Origin of the sequence: Streptomyces sp. Isolate_45, from assembly GCF_024721315.2 — a bacterium.
GTDB lineage: Bacteria > Actinomycetota > Actinomycetes > Streptomycetales > Streptomycetaceae > Streptomyces.
In genome coordinates, this window is record NZ_JANFAK020000059.1 from 1 (window position 1) to 20,380 (window position 20,380).

Below are 20,380 nucleotides of genomic sequence, written 5' to 3' on the forward strand. Positions count from 1 at the left end.
CCACGCGGGCGCGCTGGCCGGGTTCACGGTCGCGACGGCCGCGCTGGCGGTGCTACTGGGGCGCGCCCCCTGGCCGGCGGTGCTGGCCGTGGCGGTGCTCGGGGGGACCTGCGGGCCGATGGTGACGGGCGGGCTGTCCAGCCTCGTCGCCTCCCTGGTGCCGGAGGGGCCGGGGCGGGACCGGGCGTACGGGTGGGACGCGTCCACGTACAACGCCGCGGCGGTCACGGCGCCCGCCGCCGTCGGCACGATCACGGCCCTGGCCTCGGCCGGTCCCGCGATGGCCCTGCTGACCGCCTCCGGCGCCCTGGCGGCGCTCCTGGCGGCGACCCTCCCGTACGAGGACCCCGGCGCGGCCCGGCCGCAGGACGGCCCCCGGGCCGGGCTGGGGGCGGGCCTCGCCGCGCTGTGGCGGGTCCGGGAGCTGCGGGCGGTCACCTCGGCGACGACCCTGGCCTTCGTCGGCGTCGGGGCGCTGACCACCGGCTCGGTGCTGCTGGCCGCGGAGCTCGGCAGCCCTGGCGCGGGCGGGGTCCTGATGACGGCCTTCGCGGTGGGGGCACTGACCGGCTCGCTGACCCTGGGCCGGATCACCTCCGTGGCACCGGGCCGGCTGGCCCGCTGGGCGATGGCGGGGACCGGGGCGGCCCTGGCGGCGGCCGCGTTCACCCCGTCGGTGCCCGTGACGGCCGCGCTGTTCGCGGTGGCCGGGGTGTGCGACGGGCCGCTCCTGACGGCGACGCTGCGGATCCGTTCGCGGTACGCGCCGGACGGGCTGCGGGCACAGGTCTTCACCCTGGGGGCGGGACTGAAGCTGACGGCGGCCTCGGCGGGCGCCGCCCTCGTGGGGCTGACGGCCGCCGCCCCGGCCTGGACGCTGCTGCTCGGGATCGCGGCGCTCCAGCTGGCGGCCGCCACCCTGCACCTACTGGTGGGGGCCCGTGGACCCGTACCTGAGCCGGTTACAGAGATGTCGGCAGGTTCCGCCACAGCCGCGTCCGGTCGGGGGACTCCCGGAGCGCCCTGAGGGCGGCCGGGTGCGGGGCGGCGTACAGCTCGGGGTAGTCGCTCTCGCCGAGTTCCGGGCGCACGGGGAAGGCGAGCCACTCCCGGTCCAGGTCGAAGCGGGCGTCGACGCCGGGCCTGTTGCCGCGGGCGTCGAGCCGGGACCAGCGGGAGCTGCCGGGCAGTCGCAGGGCGATCAGGCCGTGGATCATGTGCGCGGCGCCGTCGTCGGCGAGGAGGCGCTGGTAGCAAAGGGCCGCGGGAATGCCCCGGGCGCGCAGGAGCGCGGCGAGGGCGTGGGACTTGGCCAGGCAGATGCCGTTGCGCGTGCGCAGCGTGTCGGAGGCCCTCCAGGTGACGCGCTCGTCACCGGTGTCGGCGGAATGCCCGACGGTGTCGCGGACGAACCCGAAGGCCACTTCGGCGTAGGCCCGGTCGTTCCCGGTGGCCGTCCAGAGGGCGTCGGCGGTCTCCAGTACGAAGGGGTGGTCGTGGTCTACGACCTCGTCCGCGACCAGATAGGCGTCGAGGTCGGCGTGCTCCTGGATCATTTCCATGATCCAGGAGCATACCTATGCGCTATCGCGCATGCCTATCGATTTAGCGGTGGGCCGGATTCAGCGCGCCAGCTCTTCCTTCAGCGCCTGGAGGAAGCCGTCCACGTCCTCTTCCTGGGTGTCGAAACCACACATCCAGCGGACGTCGCCGGCGGCCTCGTCCCAGAAGTAGAAGCGGTAGCGCTCCTGGAGCCGTCGGGTGACCTCGTGCGGAAGCCGGGCGAACACCGCGTTCGCCTGCACCGGGTAGAGGATCTCCACCCCGTCGGTCTCCCGCACGCCGGCCGCGAGCCGCTGCGCCATGGCGTTGCCGTGGCGGGCGTTGCGCAGCCACAGGTCCTTGGCGAGCAGCGCCTCCAGTTGGACGGAGACGAAGCGCATCTTGGACGCGAGCTGCATCGACATCTTGCGGATGTGCTTCATCTTCCGGACGGCGTCCGGGTTCAGCACGACCACGGCCTCGCCGAACATCATGCCGTTCTTGGTGCCGCCGTACGAGAGCACGTCCACGCCGACCGTGTTCGTGAAGGTGCGCATCGGCACGTCGAGCGAGGCCGCGGCGTTGGCTATGCGGGCGCCGTCGAGGTGCACCTTCATGCCGAGGCCGTGGGCGTGCTCGCAGATCGCCTTGATCTCGTCCGGCGTGTAGACCGTGCCGAGTTCGGTGTTCTGGGTGATCGAGACGACCTGCGGCATGGCCCGGTGCTCGTCGTCGAAGCCCCAGGCCTCCTGGTCGATCAGCTCGGGCGTGAGCTTGCCGTCCGGCGTGGGAACGGCGAGCAGCTTGAGGCCGGCCATGCGCTCGGGGGCGCCGCCCTCGTCCACGTTGATGTGGGCGGACTTGGCGCAGATCACGGCGCCCCACCGGTCGGTCATGGCCTGGAGGGCGACGACGTTGGCGCCCGTGCCGTTGAAGACCGGGAAGGTTTCGGCGTACGGCCCGAAGTGGCTGCGGAAGATCTTCTGCAGGTTCTCGGTGTACTCGTCCTCGCCGTACGAGACCTGGTGGCCGCCGTTGGCGAGGGCGAGGGCCGCGAGGACCTCCGGGTGCACCCCGGCGTAGTTGTCGCTCGCGAACCCGCGTACCGCGGGGTCGTGGTGGCGCCGCGCGTCGGTCTTCACCGCATCGGTCCTCACGGTTGCGGAGTGAGCCACAGACGCTGTCCGTTCACCTCGGAGGCGGGCCGCTCCCACACGCCGGCGATGGCCTCGGCCAGCTCCGCGACGTCGGTGAAGCCCGCGAACTTCGCATTGGGGCGCTCCGCGCGCATCGCGTCGTGCACCAGTGCCTTGATGACCAGGATCGCAGCCGCGGCGTGCGGGCCGTCCTCGCCCCCCGCCTTGCGGAAGGAGTCCGCCATGGCCAGGGTCCAGGCCTCGGCGGCCGCCTTGCCCGCGTTGTACGCGGCGTTGTTGGCGACCGGCTTGTGCGCGCCGGACTGGCTGATCAGCACGTATCGGCCGCGATCGCTGCGCAGCAGGCCGTCGTGGAAGGCGAGCGAGGTGTGCTGGACGGTGCGGATGAGGAGCTTCTCCAGGAAGTCCCAGTCCGCGAGGTCCACGTCGGTGAACGTCTTGCTGCCGCGCCAGCCGCCGACCAGGTGAACGACGCCGTCGAGGCGGCCGAACTCCTTCTCGGTGTCCTCGGCCCACGCCTTGGTGGCTTCGAGGTCGAGCAGGTCGACGGTGTCACCGGTGATGGTGGCGCCGCCGTGGGCGTAGCGGGCCGCGTCGACGGCCTCGGCGAGGCGCGCCGGATCGGCGTCGGACGCCACGACGATCGCGCCCGCCTCCGCGAGGCGGAGCAGCGTGGCGCGTCCGGCGGGGCCGCCGGCTCCCGCCACCGCGACCACCGCTCCATGGAGCTTGCCGTTGCCGTTCACGGAGCCGTTCATCTGTGCAGCCTCCTGCGGAGCGGTGCTCATGCGGCGGCCCGGCCGGCCGTCTCGGCGTTCAGGGCGGTGATGCCCTTCGTGGAGGCGATCACGCCCTTGAGCTTCTTGGCGAGGGCCTCGTAGAACATGCTGAGCGGAAACTCGTCCGGAAGCACGTCGTCCACGAGCTTGCGCGGCGGCTGCGTCGTGTCGAGGGCGTCGGCGCCCTTGGCCCACTTGGATCCCGGGTGCGGGGCCAGGTAGGTGGAGACGAGCTCGTACGCCTTGAACCAGTGGACGAGCTTCGGGCGGTCGATGCCGGCCCGGTAGAGGTCCTCGATCTCGGCGCAGAGCTGGTTGGTGACCTGCGGGGCGCGCATCCAGTCGATCTTCAGCTTGTTGTCCGTCCAGCGCACGACGTCGTGCTTGTGGAGGTACGCGAAGAGCAGCTGGCCGCCGAGTCCGTCGTAGTTGCGGTTGCGGTCGCCGGAGACCGGGAAGCGGAACATCCGGTCGAAGAGGACGGCGTACTGCACGTCACGGCCGTGCTCGTTGCCCTCGGACTCCAGCTTCACGGCCTCCTTGAAGGCGGTGAGATCGCAGCGCAGTTCTTCCAGGCCGTACATCCAGAACGGCTGGCGCTGCTTGATCATGAAGGGGTCGAACGGCAGGTCGCCGTGGCTGTGGGTGCGGTCGTGGACCATGTCCCACAGGACGAAGGCCTTCTCGCAGCGCTCCTGGTCCTCGACCATGGCGGCGATGTCCTCGGGAAGCTCGATGCCGAGGATGTCCACTGCGGCGGCGGTCACCTTGCGGTAGCGCGCGGCCTCGCGGTCGCAGAAGATGCCGCCCCAGGTGAAGCGCTCGGGGGCCTCGCGCACGGCGATGGTCTCCGGGAAGAGGACGGCGGAGTTCGTGTCGTAACCCGGGGTGAAGTCCTCGAAGGTGATGCCGAGGAAGAGCGGGTTGTCGTAGCGCGTGCGCTCCAGCTCGGCGAGCCACTCGGGCCACACCATCCTGAGCGCGACGGCCTCCAGGTTGCGGTCCGGGTTGCCGTTCTGCGTGTACATCGGGAAGACCACGAGGTGCTGGAGCCCGTCGGCGCGCTCGGCGGCCGGCTGGAAGGCCAGCAGGGAGTCGAGGAAGTCCGGTACGCGGAAGTCGTCGGCGGCCCACTTGCGCAGGTCGGCCACCAGGGCCTCGTGGTACGCGGTGGCGTGCGGGAGCAGCGGCGACAGCGTCTCGACGGCGGTGATCACGCGCTCGACGGCGGCCAGGACGGTGGCGCGGGCGTGCGCGCCCTCCGCCTCGAAGTCGATGGAGCCGTCCGCGCTCTGCCACGGACGGATCTCCTCCACGGCGGCCTTGAGCTCGGGCCACGCCGGGTGGTCGACCACCCGCGCGCCAGCGGTTATCACGGCACCGCCGGCACCCGGCACAAGAGTTTCCGTCATGTCACTTCCTCCACAGGAGAACCTCACGTCGGCACAGGGTAGGCATGGGAGGCTCTCCCGCTCAAGAGGAAACTCAGGAAATTATCCTGCGTCACCCCCTTCCCTGCCGGAATTCTTCCCGTCACCGAGCATGGAGGCCATTATTCCGCATCTTTCGACCCGAGTCCGCGCAGCGGTGCGTGTCCCTCCGTTCGCGCTCCGCGACCGGCGAAGTGCGGAATGACCTTTTCACCCCACTGTCGGATGGTTTCCATGCACGCCTCCTGTGGCACGGTGCCCATCTGGATCAGGCACATCACCTCGTCCGCGCCGGCGGCCTCCAGTCGTTCCACGTAGGCGATGGCGTCGTCCGCGCCGCCGTAGGCGTGGTCGGGGTTGAAAGTCGCCGTCGCCGTGGGCCGGACGGGGATGTCCAGCTCGTGCAGCCGCGCCACGACCTGCTCGGCGGCCCGGCGCATCCCGGCCTCCTCGTCGGCACCCGCCACCACCGCCTCGTCCGGAACGCCGGCGCCGCCGTACCAGTGCCCGATGGACTGCGCGAAGAACCGCTGCCCGCGGATCCCGACGCGACGGGCCTCCTCCGGGTCCTCCAGCACGATCGTCGGGCAGAGCACCGAGAAGTGGTCGTTGACCACGGTGGACACGAAGGCGCTCCCGTCCCGGCCCGCGATCGCCGCGTCGTAGACGGCGCGCATCCCGGCGATCGACTCCGGCCCCGCGAAGCCCATCACCAGCGCCCCGATCCCCAGCTCGGCCGCCCGCACCAGCGTCTCCCCCCGGCTGCACGCCAGGAACAGCGGCGGATGGGGGGTCTGCGCCGGGCGGGGCAGGATCGGGTGCGGCGCGATGTCGAGCAGCTCGCCGTGGTACTCCAACTCCTCCTCCTGCCAGGCCCGCCCGATGATCCGCAGCGCCTCCTCGACCTCGGCGGTGGTCCGCTCCCGGTCGACGCCGCACAGCGAGGTCTCCTGCTCCGTCCCGCCCCGGCCGGCCCCGAGGTCGAGCCGGCCGCCGGACAGCAGGTCGAGCATGGCCGCGCGCTCGGCGACCCGGACCGGGTGGTTGAAGTTGAACGGCATGCACACGACCCCGTGCCCGATGCGTATGGTGTGCGTCCGGGCCGCTACCCACGTCAAGAAGATCTCCGGTGCGCTCATGTGGGCGTACCACTTCAGCGAGTGGTGCTCAACGGCCCAGATCCGGTCGAATCCCATGCGTTCGGCCAGTACTGCCTGCTCGACGCAGTCGCGGATGACCTGGTGCTCCCGCTCCACGGTCGGGTCGGCCAGCTGAGCTTCGAAGATCACGGAGAATTTCACGATGCCTCCAGGGTTGCGTCCCGTGCCCGGTCTCACTTCGATTCGGAATATGACTAGTAGTCAGGAACCGAAGAAGCAAGACCTCCCGCCCACCGCGTGGGCGGTGCTCGGCCTGCTGTCGTTCCCCGGCGAGCGCACCGGGTACGAGCTGAAGAAGTGGGCGGACTCCTCCCTCCGCTTCTTCTACTGGTCGCCCGCCATCAGCCAGATCTACGCGGAACTGCGGCGGCTGGAGGACCTGGGGTACGCGGTCTCCGTGCGCTCGGGACCCGAGGAGGCGCGCGCCAAGCGCCGCTACGCGATCACCGACGCGGGCCGCGAGGCCCTGACAGGATGGGCGGGCGACACCGCGCAGGCGGGCCCGCCGGTGCTCAAGCACGGACTGCTGCTGCGGATCTGGCTGGGGCACCTCGCGGAGCCCGAGCGGCTGCGCGCGATGGTGACGGACCACATGGAACGGACCCGGGCCGAACTGGCCGCCGTACGGGAGGCCATGGAGCACGCGGCGGACGTGGCGGAGTGGGCCTTCCCCACGCTGGTCCTGCGCTGGAGCGAACGCCAGCACCTGGCCGAACTGGAGCTGTCCGGTGCCCTGCTCGCCGATCTCGCGGAGGCGGCCCCGAAGGAAGCGGAAGAGCCCCGGCGAGGACGGGAAGCGCTGGAAGCACCGGCAGCACCGGGTCCGGCCGGGCCTTGAGAACCCCTCCCCGGGGCGGGGGCAACCTGCGGAAGCGTGACCTCCGCCGCCCCCGCACGGCGGTCCGTCAAGCCGGTGGGGACGCGCCCACGCCCGGGTGACGCGGCGGGGCCGCACGCGCCCGCCCCGGCGCGCACGGCCCTGGCGGGAAGCGGCCGGACGGCCGATCCGGGCCCCCGCACGCCCGGTCCCTTCGCGGGCGGGGCGCATTAGCATGCGTCCTCACCGCGCGCGGCCGGTCGGGACCGCGACCGCGCGGGAGCCGCCGTCGACGGAAGCGAGAGAACCTTGACTTTCCTCACCATCGGTCATCGCGGGGTCATGGGTGTCGAACCGGAGAACACCCTGCGGTCGTTCGTCCGCGCGGAACGCTGCGGGATGGACGTCATCGCGCTGGACCTGCGCCTCAGCAAGGACGGCGCCCTCGTCGTCCTGCACGACGCGGAAGTGGACCGCACCACCGACGGCTCGGGCGCCGTCGCCGACCTGACCCTCGCCGAGCTGCGCGCCCTGGACGCCGGTCAGGGCGAGCGCCCGCCCCTCCCGGAGGAGGTGCTGGACGCCGTGGGGGTACCGCTGCGGATTTCGGTGCACGACCAGCGGACCGGGGCCGCGCTCGCGGAGCTCCTGGTGCGCCGGGACCTGACCTCGCGGGTGGAGGTGGCCTCGCGCGACGGCGCGGTGCTCACCACCGTGGCCCATCTCGCGCCGGGCGTGCGGACGGTGCTGCACGCGGAGCGGCACGGGGCGGACGTCGTCGATCGGGCCCTGGCCGCGGGGGCGCGGACGCTCGACCTCGACATCCGGCGCGTCACCCTGGAGACCGTCGAGGCGGCGCACGCGGCCGGACTGCGGGTGACGGGCTGGACGGTCGACACGCTGGACCGGCTGCGGCTGGCGCGGGCGCTGCAGCTGGACGGCGCCGTCACCGGCCTCCCGGAGATCCGCAGCACCGGCCGTTTCACGGCCTGACCGAACGGCCGGGCCCACGGGGCGGGTTGCCCGCGGCGTACCGCCCGAGGGCCTACCGCCCCGGGCCCCACCGGGCCGGGGCGACTCGCCTCAGAGCGACTTGACGAGCAGCTCGAAGGCCAGGTCGTCGCGGCGCGGCTCGCCGAAGCGCGCGTCGCCGTAGGGGAAGGGGCTCAGTTCGCCGGTGCGCGCGTACCCGCGGCGCACGTAGTAGGCGATGAGCTCCTCCCGTACGTTGATCACCGTCATCCGCATCTCCTGGGCCCCCCACATCTCGCGGGCGCGGCGTTCCGCCTCGGCCAGGATCTCCTTGCCGAGGCCGCCGCCCTGGAGGCCGGGGCGGACGGCGAACATGCCGAAGTAGGCGTATTCCCCGCGGTGTTCGAGCTGGCAGCAGGCGACGATCACGCCCGCGCGCTCGACGACGAGCAGCACGCCGTCCTTGTTCTCGATGACCGCGCGGACCCCCTCCGGGTCGGTGCGCTGCCCGTCCAGGTAGTCGGCCTCGGTGGTCCAGCCCGCCCGGCTGGCGTCTCCGCGGTAGGCGGATTCGACGAGTACCACCAGTTCCGGTACGTCCGCCTCCACGGCGGCACGGAAGCTGAGGGCGGCGGGCTGGGCGGTGGACATCGGGCGCTCCGTTCGATGCGGTGGCATATGACATGCCTGGTGCGGCATGGAGAGCGTAACGCGGGGCGGCGTGAGCGCGGCGCCGCGCGGGCATTCCTTCCCGTGACGCCGACGAACCGGGAGGTTCCGCCGTGCACGGTCCCGCCATGCCCTTCTCCTCCCCCGCCTCCGCCATGTCCGCCTGGCTGCTCGTACTGCTGTGCGCGGTGAGCGGTGCCTACTGTCTGCTGCGGGCGCGCAGAGCGGGACGCCCCGGGCGCGGGGTGGCGGCGGGCGAGGCCGTGATGGGGTTCGGGATGGCGGCGATGGCCGTGCCCTCGGGAACCGGCGCGTGGGGGCCCGGGATCCTCCTCGCCGTGTTCGGTGGTGCGGCGGTGCACGCCCTGTGGATGCTGCGGGGCGGCGCCCACCACGCGCACCACCTGGTCGGCTCGCTGGCGATGACCTACATGGCGCTGTCGATGACCGCCGGACACGAACACGGTAGGGCCGGGCTGCCGGCGGTGACGGGCGCGCTGCTCCTCTACTACGCGGGCTACGTGCTGCTCGGCGGGGCCCGGCTGGTGACGGCCGGCGGCGGGCCCGTCGGCGCGGCCGCGGGCGGCGGGCGGTCCGTCGGGGTGGTGGCGGGTCCCGGGGACCTCATCCCCGCGTGCCGACTCGCCATGGGAACGGGGATGTTGGCGATGCTGCTGACGATGTGACGGCCTCGTCGCGCGGCGCCGACAACGGCCCGAGGCGGCCGTGTCGCGGGACGTGTCCTGCGTCACCAATACCCCAGGACCGTACCGGTGGGCAGGGGTGCCCTCTTAGGGTGGCGGCCATGATGGTCCCCGCCGTTCTCCTCCTGCTCGGCGCTCTGACCGCGGTGCTCGCACCCCGTCTCCTGGCTCGGGCCCAGTGGCCCGATCGCGAACCCGTCGTCGCGCTGTGGGCGTGGCAGTGCGTGGTCGGCGCGACGCTCCTGTGCCTGGCCCTGTCGATGTTGCTGAGCGCGGCCGCCGCCTGGCAGGCCGTGCGGGGTCGGCTCTTCGCGGCGGCGCCCCACGGGGTGGTCGACGCCTACTCACTGGGGGCGGCGGGCGGCCCGTGGGCCACCGGAACCGCCCTGGCGCTGGCCTGCGGGGGCCTGTGGACCGGCGCGATGCTGACGCGGGAGGTGCTGCGGGCCCGGGCCCGGCGGCGTGCCCGGGACGCCGAACTGCTGGTCCGCGCGCCGCTGCTGCCCGGTGAGGAACCGGTGGCCGGGCGGCTCGTCGTGCTGGAGGGGCCGCGGCCGGAGGCCTGGTGGCAGCCGGGGGCGGCGCCGCAGCTGGTGGTGACCACGGCGGCGCTGGGCCGACTCAAGGGCAGCCAGCTGGACGCCGTACTGGCGCACGAGCAGGGGCACGCGGCGGCCCGGCACGACTGGCTGCTGCACTGCTCGCGGGCGCTGTCCCGGGGGTTCCCGCAGGTGCCGGTGTTCGCCGCGTTCGAGGCGGAGATGCACCGGCTGGTCGAGCTGGCCGCGGACGACGTGGCCTCGCGGCGCTACGGGCGCCTGACGATCGCGCTGGCCCTGGTCGGACTGAACGAGGACCGCGGGGTCTTCGGCCCCTCCCCCACCGCGCAGGCGCACGTGCCGCAGCGCGTGCGGCGGCTGCTGTCGGCCTCGCCCCGGCTCTCCCCGGGCCGCCGGCTGCGCCTGACGGCGCTGGCCACGCTGGTGCCGGCGGTGCCGCTGCTGGTCGCCTTCGTACCGGGACTCAGCGCGCTGAGGTGAGGGAGGCGTTCCGCTTGCTGCGAGGATCGGGGCATGCGGAACAACCGGCTGGGGAAAGCGGGGTCGGCCTGCGCGCTGGCCGCGGCCGTGCTGACCGTCCTGGTGGTGATCCGGTGGCAGCCGCTCATCGCCTACGACGAACGGGTCGCGGGGGCGCTCCACCCGTACGCCGTCTCCCACTCCGCGGTCACCGGTCCGATGCGGGTACTGAGCGACTGGGTCTGGGACCCCTGGACGATGCGGGCCCTGGCCGCGGCGGCATGCGGGTGGCTGTGGTGGCGCGGGGACCGCGTCCGCGCCGTGGGAGTGGCCGTGGCCACACTGGTGGCCTCGGCCGTGCAGCAGGGGTTGAAGGCCGCCGTCGGCCGGGAGCGCCCGCAGTGGCCGGATCCCGTCGACTCCGCCCAGTACGCGGCCTACCCCTCGGGGCACGCGATGACGGCCACGGTGGTGTGCGGGCTGCTGCTGTGGCTGATGCCGCGGAAGGTCGCGCGGCCGGTGCTGTACGGCGCGTGGACGGTGGCCGCGGTCTCGGTGCTCGGGGTCGGCTTCACCCGGCTCTACCTCGGCGTCCACTGGTTCTCGGACGTTCTCGCGGGCTGGCTCCTGGGCGTGGCACTGGTTGCCCTGGTGGCGCTCGCGGCGTGCCGGTGTGCCTGCCCGGGGCGATCCCCCGCGTCGCCCCGAACAGACGACACCGCGCGCTGAGTATATTGGCCCGGAGCCAGTCAACGCAGGAGTAAGCATGTCCCCGCGCAGCGCATCGGTCAATGAAGAATTGCGCAGACGTTCCCGGGAGCGGCTGCTGCAGGCCACGGTCGAGCTGGTGTCCGAGCGCGGCTTCGAGGCCACGACGCTCGGCGACATCGCCGACCGGGCCGGCGCGGCCCGCGGCCTGGTGTCGTACTACTTCCCGGGGAAGCGGCAGCTCCTGCAGTCCGCCGTGCACCGGTTGATGCACCTGACCCTGGAAGCGGCGCTGGGGCGGGAGCCGCGGAGCGCGGACGGCCGCGAGCGGCTCGCCCGGGCGATCGACGCGGTCCTCGGGCTGGCCCGGGACCATCCCCGGCTGATGCGCACGCACATGGCGGGCATCCTCGCGGCCGAGGGGTTCATCCAGTGCCCGGAGCAGCAGCGCCTGGCGGAGCTGCTGCGGGACACCGTCGCCCGGTACGGCTCGGCCGACGTGGACACGGACTACCCGCTGCTGCGGGCCCTGCTGATGGGGGCGGTGGTGGCGGTGCTGCTGCCGGGGGCCCCGATGCCCGGGCCCCGGCTGCGCGCCGAGCTGTTCCAGCGGTACGGACTGGACTGGGAGCTCGGTGTCCCGCCGGACGGCGGACCGCCCGGCGGGACGTTCGGGTGACGGTGGCGCGGGTGACGACCGGCGCCGCCGTGGTCAGCGGTAGTCGGGCTGGGTCTGCACGTTGAGGCGGTCCATCCGCACCCACTTGGCGCTGTCGGTGCGCCAGTCGTCGAGCCGCAGCACGTCGAGGCCCTTGACGATGTCGTTCGAGTAGATGTGCCCGTTGTAGTAGTACGCCGACCAGGAGCCGCCGAGGCCGAGGGCGTCGGTGGTCAGCGGGCCGCGTTCGAAGTAGCCGATCTCCTTGGGGCGGGTGGAGTCGGTGAAGTCCCACACCGAGACGCCGCCCTGGTACCAGGCCTGGACCATGATGTCGCGGCCGCCGCCGACCGGGATCAGCGAGCCGTTGTGGGCGACGCAGTTCTCGGTGTCGGCCTGGTGGCGCGGGATCTTGAAGTAGCTCTTGAAGACGAGCTCGCGCTGGTCGCCGCGGCCGGTGATGTCGTAGATGCCGTCGGCGCCCCGGTTAGGTCCGGTCGCCTCGTTGCAGGTGGCGCCGCCCCCACCACCGAGCTCGTCGGTGAACACCACCTTGTTCGCCCGCTCGTTGAAGGTGGCCGAGTGCCAGAAGGCGAAGTTCACGTTGTCCTGGACCCGGTCGATGACCCTGGGCAGTTCCGGCCTGGTGATGTCGAAGAGGATGCCGTCGCCCATGCAGGCACCGGCGGCCAGGTTCTTGGAGGGCAGCACCGTGATGTCGTGGCAGCCCGTGGTCTTGGAGACCCCGGGGTTGGCGGGTGCGCCCGGGTTGCCGCCGTCCGGGAAGAGGACGGGGAAGCCGACGACGGCCGCCTTGGTCGGGGCCTTCTTGGGCACCTTCACCACGGAGATGCCGTCGTGCGGGGGCTTGCAGTCCGGGAAGGCCTCGTTCGGGGAGTAGGAGGCGACGTACAGGTAGAGGTCACGGCCGCCCGGCACCAGCGTGTGCGTGTGGGAGCCGCAGGCGGTCTCGACGGACTTGATGTACTTCGGGTTCTTCTTGTCCTTGATGTCGAAGATCTTGATGCCCTCCCAGGAGGACTTCTCCGTCGCCGGTTGCGAGACGCTGTTGCAGGAGTCGTCGCTGCGCGAGGAGTCCGTCGACAGGAAGAGCAGGTCCCCGGAGACCGAGATGTCGTTCTGGCCGCCCGGGCACAGGACCTGACTGACCACCTTCGGGGACTTGGGATTGCCGATGTCGTAGACGGTGAAGCCGTCGTAATTGCCCGCGTAGGCGTACCGGCCCTCGAAGGCCAGGTCGGTGTTGATGCCGTTGGGGTTGGCACTGGGGATGTTGGCCAGCGGTTTGATGTTGCGGCTGTGGACGATCTCGTCCTGACCGGGTATCTCGCCGGGGGCGAGTTCGCGGTCCGGGGCGGAAGCGGCGCTCCGCCCGGAGCCCGCGCCCGGCCGTAAGTCCCCGGGGTCGGGGGTGGCGGCCGCCGGTCCGGCGGTCGCCAGGAGCGTGGTGAGGAGTCCGGCGGCGGCCAAGGCCACTCCCAGACTCCGGTGGCGCACTCTGACGGTGTGCAGCGAGGTCACTGTGCCTCCCGTGGGGGCCCGAACGTCCCGTTCCTCGTGGGAACGGAACCTGGACCCCGGCAGTATCGTCTTTTCCATGGACATGGCAAATGCATCGGTCGGCCGATTCCTGGCGGCGGCACTGACCGCCGGACTCCTCCTCACGCTCACCGGATGCGAGGACGACGGCGCCGCGGACGCGGCGGGCGACGGGGCGACGGTGGTGGTCGCGCCCGGCAGACCGGGCGAGAAGGCCCGCACCCTCACCCCCGAACAGGCCGCGCGGGAACGGCCCGACGACAGCCCCAACGCGGCCGACCACGCGTACGTGCGGAACATGACCGAGCACCACCGCCAGGCCCTCGTGATGAGCGCGCTGGCCCCGGAACGGGCCTCCGGGGAAGGCGTCAAGCGGCTCGCGGAGCGGATCGCGGCCGCACAGGGACCCGAGATCGGCGCGATGGAGAAGTGGGTCACCCGCCACCCGGCGCCCGCGCCCGACGCGGGCGGCCACGACCACGGCGCCATGCCCGGGATGGCGACTCCCCAGCAGCTGGAGCAGCTGCGCGACGCCAAGGGCGCCGACTTCGACCGGCTTTTCCTGACCCTGATGACCGCCCACCACGAGGGCGCCCTGAAGATGGCGGGCGAGGCGCTCTCCCGGGGCAACAACGTGGCCGTCGAGGAGATGGCGACGGAGGTGGTGGCCACCCAGAGCGCCGAGATCCACCGGATGCGCGCGATGGGCTGACGGGTCCGGGGGCCGGTGTCATGCTGGAAGCACCTGCGGGAGGAGCTCCGCCGTGCTTCGTGTCGCCGTCGTCGGTTCGGGCCCGAGCGGGGTCTACGCCGCCCAGGCACTGGTCCAGCAGCGTGAGGTGCCCGGTGTGCGGGTCGACGTGCTGGACCGGCTGCCGGCCCCGTACGGCCTCGTGCGGTACGGGGTGGCCCCCGACCACGAGAAGATCAAATCGCTGACCGGAAGCCTGCGCACCGTCCTCGAGGAGGACCGGATCCGCTTCCTCGGGAACGTGGAGGTCGGCGCCCCGCCGCTCTCCACGGCCCGGCTGTTGGAGCTCTACCACGCCGTCGTCTACTGCGTGGGCGCCGCCCGCGACCGGCTCCTCGGCATCCCGGGCGAGGAACTCGCCGGCGTGCACTCCGCCACGGCCTTCGTGTCCTGGTACAGCGGCCATCCGGACGCCGGGCCCTTCGACCTGAGCGGCGTCCGCTCGGCCGTGGTCGTCGGCGCCGGGAACGTCGCGGTGGACGTGGCCCGGATCCTGGCCCGGGGCGCGGCGGACCTGACACCGACGGACATGCCCCAGCCGGCGCTCGGCGCACTGGCCGGCAGCGGGGTCCGCGAGGTGTCGATGGTGGCCCGGCGCGGCCCCTCCCAGGGCCGGTTCACCACCAAGGAGCTCCGCGAACTGGGCACGCTCCCGGGGGTCGGGATCCGGGTCGATCCGGCGGAGGCGGCCCTGGACCCGGCGTACGCGGACCCCGGTGCGGCGGCGGCCCTGCCCGCGGTGGCCCGGCGCAACGTCGAGGTGCTGCGCGGCTGGACCGGACCGGGTTCGGGTGCCGGGGAGTCGCGCCGCCTCACCCTGCGGTTCTACCTGCGGCCGGTGGAGGTGCTGGGCGGGGCGGACGGCCGGGTGCGGGCCCTGCGCTTCGAGCGGACCGCCCCCGACGGCCGGGGCGGCGTCACGGGTACGGGCGCGTACGAGGACCTCCCGGCCGAGCTGGTGCTGCGTTCGGTGGGGTACCTGGGCGTGCCGCTGCCCGGGCTGCCGTTCGACGCGGCGCGGGGGACCGTGCCGCACGCGGCGGGTCGGGTGCTGCGCGCGGGCCGGGCCTCGGTCGGCGAGTACGTGGCGGGCTGGATCAAGCGCGGGCCGACCGGGGTGATCGGCACGAACCGGCCGTGCGCCAAGGAGACGGTGTCCTCGCTGCTCCAGGACGCGGGCGCACTCGCGCGCCGCGATCTTCCCCGGGACCCGCTCGACGCGCTGCGCGCCGCGGGGCTGCGGCCGGTGGAGTGGCCGGGGTGGCTGGCCATCGAGGCGGCCGAGGCGGAACTCGGCCGCTCGCTGGGACGCCGCTCGGTGAAGATCCCCGACTGGGCCGGCCTCCGGGGCGCGGCGGGCGTCGCGTAGGGTCGCTGATTCCTTACCGATCAGGGGAGTTGGCGATGGGGCACACATTGCGTCGGGGTGCGTACGCGGCACTGACGGCGGCGGCGGGAGCCGCGCTGCTGGTGGGCTGCGCGGAGGAACCCCCCAGGCAGGTCATGCCCGGCCCGACCTCCACCACGACGGCCGCTCCCCAGGAGGCGACGGCCCTGGCCGAGCGCTACCGGGCGGGCGGCGGGGACCCGGACGTGTACGGGATCCAGGTCCAGGACGGACCGGAAGGCGTGCCACGGGTGGTCGTGCGGACCCGCAACGCGGATGAGGGGGACGCGATCTTCCGCCGGCAGAACACCTCGGTCACCGCCCACCTGATGAACAAGGAGGGGGCGTCCTTCAAGAACGGCTACTACATCGACGTCTTCGGCCCCGAAGGCAGGCTCATCCACCGCATGGACGCCCGGCCCTAGACCACGGCCCCGGCCAGGCGGGACGCCTCGGCGTCGGCCGCCGCGAGGACGCTGTCCAACAGGCCCGGGAAGAGGGTCTGGAGTTCCGCGCGGCGCAGGCCGTTCATCTTGGCCGTGCCGCGGTAGGTCTGGCGCACGACGCCGCTCTCGCGCAGGACCCGGAAGTGGTGGGTCGTCGTCGACTTGGTGACCGGCAGGTCGAAGTGGGAGCAGGCCAGTTCGGCGTCCGAGGCCGCGAGGTCCCGGACGATGGACAGCCGGAGCGGGTCGGAGAGCGCGTGCAGCACGCCTTCCAGCCGGATCGCGGCCGGCTCGGGGTGTTCGAGGACACGGGCCGCGTCACGTTCCGTCATGTCCTGCTCCGCTCGTTCGGTCGGGGGCGCCGGACCCTCCGCGGGCCCATCGTACGAGAACCGCCGTAGGACGGGTCGGGGTGCGGCGCGGGGCGCGTGGGGGCCGCCGCGCCGCACCGGTTCACCAGGCGCGGTGGTAGGCCTCCGGCGTGGGGATCTCCGCGCCGAGTTCGACGGCGGCCCGGCGGGCCCAGTGCGGGTCGCGGAGCAGTTCCCGGCCGAGCAGGACGGCGTCCGCCTCACCGTTGGCCAGGATCTTCTCGGCGTGCTCCGGTTCGGTGATCAGGCCGACCGCGGCGACCGGCAGGCTCGTCTCCGCCTTGACGCGGGCGGCGAACGGGACCTGGTAGCCGGGGCCGAGCGGGATCGTCACACCGGGGGCGAGGCCGCCGGTGGACACGTCGAGCAGGTCGACGCCGCGCTCCTGGAGGAGTCCGGCCAGCCGGACGGTGTCGTCGGCGGTCCAACCGTCGCGTTCCAGCCAGTCGGTGGCGGAGATGCGGAAGAACAGTGGGAGTTCCTCGGGCCATTCGGCGCGGACGGCCTCGACGACTTCGAGGGCGAAGCGGGTGCGGTTCTCGAAGGAGCCGCCGTAGGAGTCGGCGCGCCGGTTGCTGTGCGGGGAGAGGAACTCCCCGATGAGGTAGCCGTGGGCGCCGTGGATCTCGACGACCTGGTAGCCCGCGGCGAGGGCGCGACGGGTGGCGGCCGCGAACTCGCCGGTGATCGTACGGATCTCGTCGGGGGTGAGCTCGTGCGGCACCGGGTGGTCCTCGGCGAACGGGACCGCGCTGGGGGCGTCGGGTTGCCAGCCGTGGGCTTCCGGGCCGACCGGCCGGCCGCCCTTCCAGGGACGGTCGGTGGACGCCTTCCGCCCGGCATGTGCGATCTGGATGCCCGGGACGGTTCCCCGCGCCTTGAGGAAGGCGGTGATCCGGCGGAGCGCCTCGACCTGGGTGTCGTTCCAGATGCCCAGGTCGTAGGGGGAGATCCGGCCACCGGGGGAAACGGCGGTGGCCTCCTGGATGATCAGGCCGGTGCCACCGGTGGCGCGGGCCGCGTAGTGCGCGAAGTGCCAGTCCGTGGCGACGCCCGCGCCCGGGCCGGTGGGCTCGGCGCTGTATTGGCACATGGCGGCCATCCATACGCGGTTCGGGACGGTCACCGAACGCAGCGCGTAGGGCTGGAACAGGGCGGTGAAAGCGGCGGGGGCAGCACTCATGGGGCTCTCCAGATGTCACCGGACGCGCACCGGGGGTCGGCGCTAAGTACGAGAACTACCGTACTACGAAATCTCTCGTAGTACGAGAGTTCCCGTACAACGGGGTCGGAGTGCCGCGCGTGCCGCCCGGCCGCTGTCGGTGGGCGGGTGCAGACTGGCTGGAAAGCTGTCGTGAAGGACAAGGACGTCCGGAGGTGTCGGCCATGACCGACGTGCTACTGCTCGTGGGCACCCGCAAGGGGCTCTTCATCGGACGGCGCGCGGGCGCCGGCCCCTGGGAGTTCGACGGGCCCCATTTCAACGCCCAGGCCGTGTCCGCGGTCGCGATCGACCGCCGGGGGCCCTCGCCCCGGCTGTTGGTCGGCGGCGACAGCACCCACTGGGGCCCCTCCGTCTTCAGCTCCGACGACCTCGGGGCGAACTGGCGCGAACCGGCCTCGGCCGCCGTGAAGTTCCCGCAGGACACGGGCGCGTCCCTGGAGCGCGTCTGGCAACTGCACCCGGCCGGTCCGGAGGCCCCGGACGTGGTCTACGCGGGGACCGAACCGGCCGCCCTGTTCCGCTCCACCGACCGCGGCGAGTCGTTCGAGCTGGTGCGACCCCTGTGGGAGCACCCGAGCCGCTCCGCCTGGGAGCCGGGGGGCGGCGGCGAGGGACTGCACACCGTGGTCACCGACCCGGCCGACCCCTTGGCGGTGACCGTCGCCGTCTCCACCGCGGGGGTGTTCCGCACCCGCGACGGCGGGGCGAGCTGGTCCCCGTCCAACCACGGGGTCTCGGCGGTGTTCCTGCCCGACCCGGATCCCGAGTTCGGCCAGTGCGTCCACAAGATCGCCCAGGACGCCGGGAACACGGACCGGCTGTACCTCCAGAACCACTGGGGCGTGTACCGGAGTGACGACGCGGGCGCGGAGTGGACCGACATCGGCGGCGGGCTGCCCTCCGACTTCGGCTTCGCCGTGGCCGCCCACCCGCACCTGCCCGACACCGCCTACGTCTTTCCGCTCAACGCCGACTCCGACCGGGTCCCGGCGGAGCACCGCTGCCGGGTCTTCCGCACCCGGGACGCGGGCGCCACGTGGGAGCCGCTCTCGAAGGGCCTGCCGGCCGGCGACCACTACGGCACGGTGCTGCGCGACGCCCTGTGCACGGACGACGCCGACCCGGCGGGCATCTACTTCGGCAACCGCAACGGCGAGCTCTACGCCAGTCACGACGACGGCGACAGCTGGCAGTTGCTCGCCGAGCACCTGCCGGACGTGCTGTGCGTGCGGGCCTCCGTGCTCGGTTGAGGCGTTGCCGCGTTGAGCCACTAGAGTGATCAACCGTGGCAGCGAGACCTTTGAACGAGATCGTCGAACCGGGCTGGGCCCGGGCTCTGGAGCCGGTGGCGGCGCAGGTCGCCGCGATGGGCGACTTCCTGCGCGCCGAGATCGCGGCGGGCAGAACCTACCTCCCGTCCGGCGCGAACGTGCTGCGCGCGTTCCAGCAGCCCTTCGACGAGGTCAGGGTGCTCATCGTCGGGCAGGACCCGTACCCCACCCCGGGGCACGCGATGGGCCTGTCCTTCTCGGTGGCGCCCGACGTCCAGCCGGTGCCGCCCAGCCTGGACAACATCTTCCGGGAGCTGCACACGGACCTCGGCATGCCCCGCCCGGCCAACGGCGACCTGACGCCGTGGACGCGGCAGGGCGTGCTCCTGCTGAACCGCGCCCTCACCACGGCCCCGCGCAAGACGGGCGGGCATCGCGGCAAGGGCTGGGAGGCGGTCACCGAGCAGGCGATCCGGGCCCTCGCGGCGCGCGGCAAGCCCCTGGTGTCGGTGCTGTGGGGGCGCGACGCCCGCAACCTGCGGCCGCTGCTGGGCGAGCTGCCGGCGGTGGAGTCCGTCCACCCCTCCCCCATGTCCGCGGCCAACGGGTTCTTCGGCTCGCGGCCCTTCAGCCGCACCAATGACCTGTTGGTCCGTCAGGGAGCACAGCCCGTCGACTGGCGCTTGCCCACAGTCAGTTGAACCTTATATGACATTCAACGGATAAATACGGACAGATGCCGCCCGCCCGGGCCCTGCCCGAACACCCCGTTCCGATAAACCAGTAGCATGCGGCGCCATGAGCTCCCCCACTGGGCCCGCAAATGGCCTGCCCGTACGAATGCCGCGACCCCGCCAGACCGGACGGCACCGCCGGCCCGAGCCCGCGGTGGCGCCCGAGGGCGCACCCGCGCTGGTGCTCGCCGTGCCCGGTGCCCCCTCGGCCGCCTCGCGGGGCCTCGCGGAAGAGATCATCAGCATCGGCCGCTCCGAGCTGCCCGGCCTGGACGCCCGGATCGGTTACCTGGAGGGCACCGACGGCGAGGACGCCGCGGGCGCCGAGTTCCCCTCGCTGTCCGGCGTACTGACCGCCGTCGCGCACGAGCGTGCCGCGCGCGCGGAGTTCGCCCGCGCCGCCGGTCACGAGGTGCCCGCGCCCACCGGCCCGGACGCCGTGGTCGTGCCCCTGCTGGCCGGTCCCGACGGCGGTCTGCTGCGCCGGGTGCGCCAGGCCCTGATGGACTCGCCGGCCGCCGCCGAGCTGGCCGACGTGCTCGGCCCGCACCCGCTGCTCGCCGAGGGTCTGCACGTGCGCCTCTCCGAGGCCGGCCTCGCCCGCGCCGACCGGGCGCGCCTGTTCACCGTGGCCACGGCCGCCGACGGCATCATCCTGGCCACCACCGGCGGCGAGGAGGCCGTCCAGGCCGCCGGGATCACCGGGATGCTGCTGGCCGCCCGCCTCGCGGTGCCGGTCATGGCCGCCGCCCTGGACCAGGAGGGTTCGGTGGCGACCGTGGCCGCCGAGCTGCGCGGTTCCGGTTCGGCGCAGCTCGCGCTGGCCCCCTACCTGATCGGCCCCGAGGCGGCCGAGGGCCTGCTCGACTCGGCCTGCAAGGAGGCGGACTGCGCCGCCGCCGAGGTGCTCGGCGCCTACCCCGCGCTCGGCAAGCTCGCCGTCACCCAGTACAGCGCCGCGCTCGGGATCACCCTGGGCGCCGTCTCGCAGTAAGGCCCGAAACCGCGAAGGGCCCGCCC

General features: G+C 73.0%; 22 protein-coding genes. 13 read left to right on the plus strand and 9 right to left on the minus strand.

The window, feature by feature from the left end; genetic code table 11:
• Nucleotides 1-1,027, plus strand: a 1,027-nt coding sequence (locus tag NOD94_RS20065) for an MFS transporter (RefSeq protein ID WP_281207370.1), incomplete at its 5' end; no start/stop codon positions are given.
• Here the strand turns inward: NOD94_RS20065 and NOD94_RS20070 are convergent.
• From NOD94_RS20070 to NOD94_RS20090, 5 genes are all read right to left on the minus strand, one after another.
• Complete coding sequence (locus NOD94_RS20070) at nt 963-1,562, minus strand: transglutaminase family protein (protein WP_281207371.1); 600 nt, start codon at nt 1,560-1,562, stop codon at nt 963-965. The two genes, NOD94_RS20065 and NOD94_RS20070, sit on opposite strands and share 65 nt — an antisense overlap.
• 60 nt (nt 1,563-1,622) lie before the next feature.
• Nucleotides 1,623-2,684: a low specificity L-threonine aldolase gene (locus NOD94_RS20075; RefSeq protein ID WP_281207372.1), complete on the minus strand. Its 1,062-nt coding sequence runs from the start codon at nt 2,682-2,684 to the stop codon at nt 1,623-1,625.
• An 11-nt stretch (nt 2,685-2,695) separates the two neighbouring features.
• On the minus strand, nt 2,696-3,457 hold the full coding sequence (locus NOD94_RS20080; RefSeq protein ID WP_281207373.1) for an SDR family oxidoreductase: 762 nt from the start codon (nt 3,455-3,457) through the stop codon (nt 2,696-2,698).
• Between the two features lie 26 nt (nt 3,458-3,483).
• Nucleotides 3,484-4,890, minus strand: a complete 1,407-nt coding sequence (locus NOD94_RS20085) for a DUF6421 family protein (RefSeq protein ID WP_281207374.1) — start codon at nt 4,888-4,890, stop codon at nt 3,484-3,486.
• A 140-nt stretch (nt 4,891-5,030) separates the two neighbouring features.
• Nucleotides 5,031-6,209 carry an LLM class flavin-dependent oxidoreductase gene (locus NOD94_RS20090; protein WP_281207375.1) on the minus strand — a complete coding sequence of 393 codons (1,179 nt, stop codon included), beginning with the start codon at nt 6,207-6,209 and terminating at the stop codon, nt 5,031-5,033.
• 49 nt (nt 6,210-6,258) lie between these two features.
• Here NOD94_RS20090 and NOD94_RS20095 point away from each other — a divergent pair, with 49 nt between their 5' ends.
• Entirely contained in the window at nt 6,259-6,906 is a 648-nt protein-coding gene (locus NOD94_RS20095) for a PadR family transcriptional regulator (protein WP_281207376.1), read from the plus strand.
• 288 nt (nt 6,907-7,194) lie between these two features.
• On the plus strand, nt 7,195-7,878 hold the full coding sequence (locus tag NOD94_RS20100; protein ID WP_281207377.1) for a glycerophosphodiester phosphodiesterase family protein: 684 nt from the start codon (nt 7,195-7,197) through the stop codon (nt 7,876-7,878).
• Between the two features lie 90 nt (nt 7,879-7,968).
• Here the strand turns inward: NOD94_RS20100 and NOD94_RS20105 are convergent, their stop codons facing one another.
• A complete protein-coding gene (locus NOD94_RS20105; RefSeq protein WP_281207378.1) occupies nt 7,969-8,508 on the minus strand; it encodes a GNAT family N-acetyltransferase in 540 nt (179 codons plus the stop codon).
• A gap of 146 nt (nt 8,509-8,654) precedes the next feature.
• Here NOD94_RS20105 and NOD94_RS20110 point away from each other — a divergent pair, with 146 nt between their 5' ends.
• The 4 genes from NOD94_RS20110 (at nt 8,655) to NOD94_RS20125 (ending at nt 11,636) form a co-directional block, all read left to right on the plus strand.
• A complete protein-coding gene (locus NOD94_RS20110; protein ID WP_281207379.1) occupies nt 8,655-9,212 on the plus strand; it encodes a DUF5134 domain-containing protein in 558 nt (185 codons plus the stop codon).
• Nucleotides 9,213-9,331: 119 nt separating this feature from the next.
• Nucleotides 9,332-10,270 carry a M56 family metallopeptidase gene (locus NOD94_RS20115; protein ID WP_281207380.1) on the plus strand — a complete coding sequence of 313 codons (939 nt, stop codon included), beginning with the start codon at nt 9,332-9,334 and terminating at the stop codon, nt 10,268-10,270.
• Between the two features lie 33 nt (nt 10,271-10,303).
• The gene (locus NOD94_RS20120; protein WP_281207381.1) at nt 10,304-10,978 is read left to right on the plus strand and encodes a phosphatase PAP2 family protein; all 675 of its coding nucleotides are present in this window, start codon (nt 10,304-10,306) and stop codon (nt 10,976-10,978) included.
• A 37-nt stretch (nt 10,979-11,015) separates the two neighbouring features.
• The gene (locus tag NOD94_RS20125) at nt 11,016-11,636 is read left to right on the plus strand and encodes a TetR/AcrR family transcriptional regulator (protein WP_281207382.1); all 621 of its coding nucleotides are present in this window, start codon (nt 11,016-11,018) and stop codon (nt 11,634-11,636) included.
• Between the two features lie 33 nt (nt 11,637-11,669).
• Here NOD94_RS20125 and NOD94_RS20130 read toward each other — a convergent pair whose 3' ends face one another.
• The gene (locus tag NOD94_RS20130) at nt 11,670-13,157 is read right to left on the minus strand and encodes a hypothetical protein (protein WP_281207383.1); all 1,488 of its coding nucleotides are present in this window, start codon (nt 13,155-13,157) and stop codon (nt 11,670-11,672) included.
• A gap of 76 nt (nt 13,158-13,233) precedes the next feature.
• Here NOD94_RS20130 and NOD94_RS20135 point away from each other — a divergent pair, with 76 nt between their 5' ends.
• Genes NOD94_RS20135 through NOD94_RS20145 form a run of 3 tightly spaced genes read left to right on the plus strand, consistent with a single transcriptional unit; the run spans nt 13,234 to nt 15,738 of the window.
• Nucleotides 13,234-13,887 carry a DUF305 domain-containing protein gene (locus tag NOD94_RS20135; protein ID WP_281207384.1) on the plus strand — a complete coding sequence of 218 codons (654 nt, stop codon included), beginning with the start codon at nt 13,234-13,236 and terminating at the stop codon, nt 13,885-13,887.
• Between the two features lie 52 nt (nt 13,888-13,939).
• The gene (locus tag NOD94_RS20140; protein ID WP_281207385.1) at nt 13,940-15,295 is read left to right on the plus strand and encodes an FAD-dependent oxidoreductase; all 1,356 of its coding nucleotides are present in this window, start codon (nt 13,940-13,942) and stop codon (nt 15,293-15,295) included.
• A 35-nt stretch (nt 15,296-15,330) separates the two neighbouring features.
• Nucleotides 15,331-15,738, plus strand: coding sequence for a hypothetical protein (locus NOD94_RS20145; protein ID WP_281207386.1), 408 nt, complete (start codon nt 15,331-15,333; stop codon nt 15,736-15,738).
• On the opposite strand, the gene NOD94_RS20150 is transcribed toward NOD94_RS20145, so the two are convergent.
• Both NOD94_RS20150 and NOD94_RS20155 read right to left on the minus strand, forming a co-directional pair.
• Nucleotides 15,735-16,091 (minus strand): helix-turn-helix transcriptional regulator, encoded by a 357-nt coding sequence (locus tag NOD94_RS20150; RefSeq protein ID WP_281207387.1) that lies wholly within the window; start codon nt 16,089-16,091, stop codon nt 15,735-15,737. The two genes, NOD94_RS20145 and NOD94_RS20150, sit on opposite strands and share 4 nt — an antisense overlap.
• A gap of 121 nt (nt 16,092-16,212) precedes the next feature.
• Nucleotides 16,213-17,313 (minus strand): NADH:flavin oxidoreductase/NADH oxidase, encoded by a 1,101-nt coding sequence (locus NOD94_RS20155; RefSeq protein WP_281207388.1) that lies wholly within the window; start codon nt 17,311-17,313, stop codon nt 16,213-16,215.
• A gap of 203 nt (nt 17,314-17,516) precedes the next feature.
• Between NOD94_RS20155 and NOD94_RS20160 the strand changes: the two genes are divergently transcribed.
• The 3 genes from NOD94_RS20160 to NOD94_RS20170 all read left to right on the plus strand — a co-directional run bounded on the left by NOD94_RS20160 (nt 17,517) and on the right by NOD94_RS20170 (nt 20,354).
• Nucleotides 17,517-18,605 (plus strand): exo-alpha-sialidase, encoded by a 1,089-nt coding sequence (locus tag NOD94_RS20160; protein ID WP_281207389.1) that lies wholly within the window; start codon nt 17,517-17,519, stop codon nt 18,603-18,605.
• Nucleotides 18,606-18,640: 35 nt separating this feature from the next.
• Nucleotides 18,641-19,327: a uracil-DNA glycosylase gene (locus NOD94_RS20165; RefSeq protein WP_281207390.1), complete on the plus strand. Its 687-nt coding sequence runs from the start codon at nt 18,641-18,643 to the stop codon at nt 19,325-19,327.
• Between the two features lie 97 nt (nt 19,328-19,424).
• Nucleotides 19,425-20,354 carry a hypothetical protein gene (locus NOD94_RS20170; protein ID WP_281207391.1) on the plus strand — a complete coding sequence of 310 codons (930 nt, stop codon included), beginning with the start codon at nt 19,425-19,427 and terminating at the stop codon, nt 20,352-20,354.
• Nucleotides 20,355-20,380 lie beyond the last annotated feature (26 nt).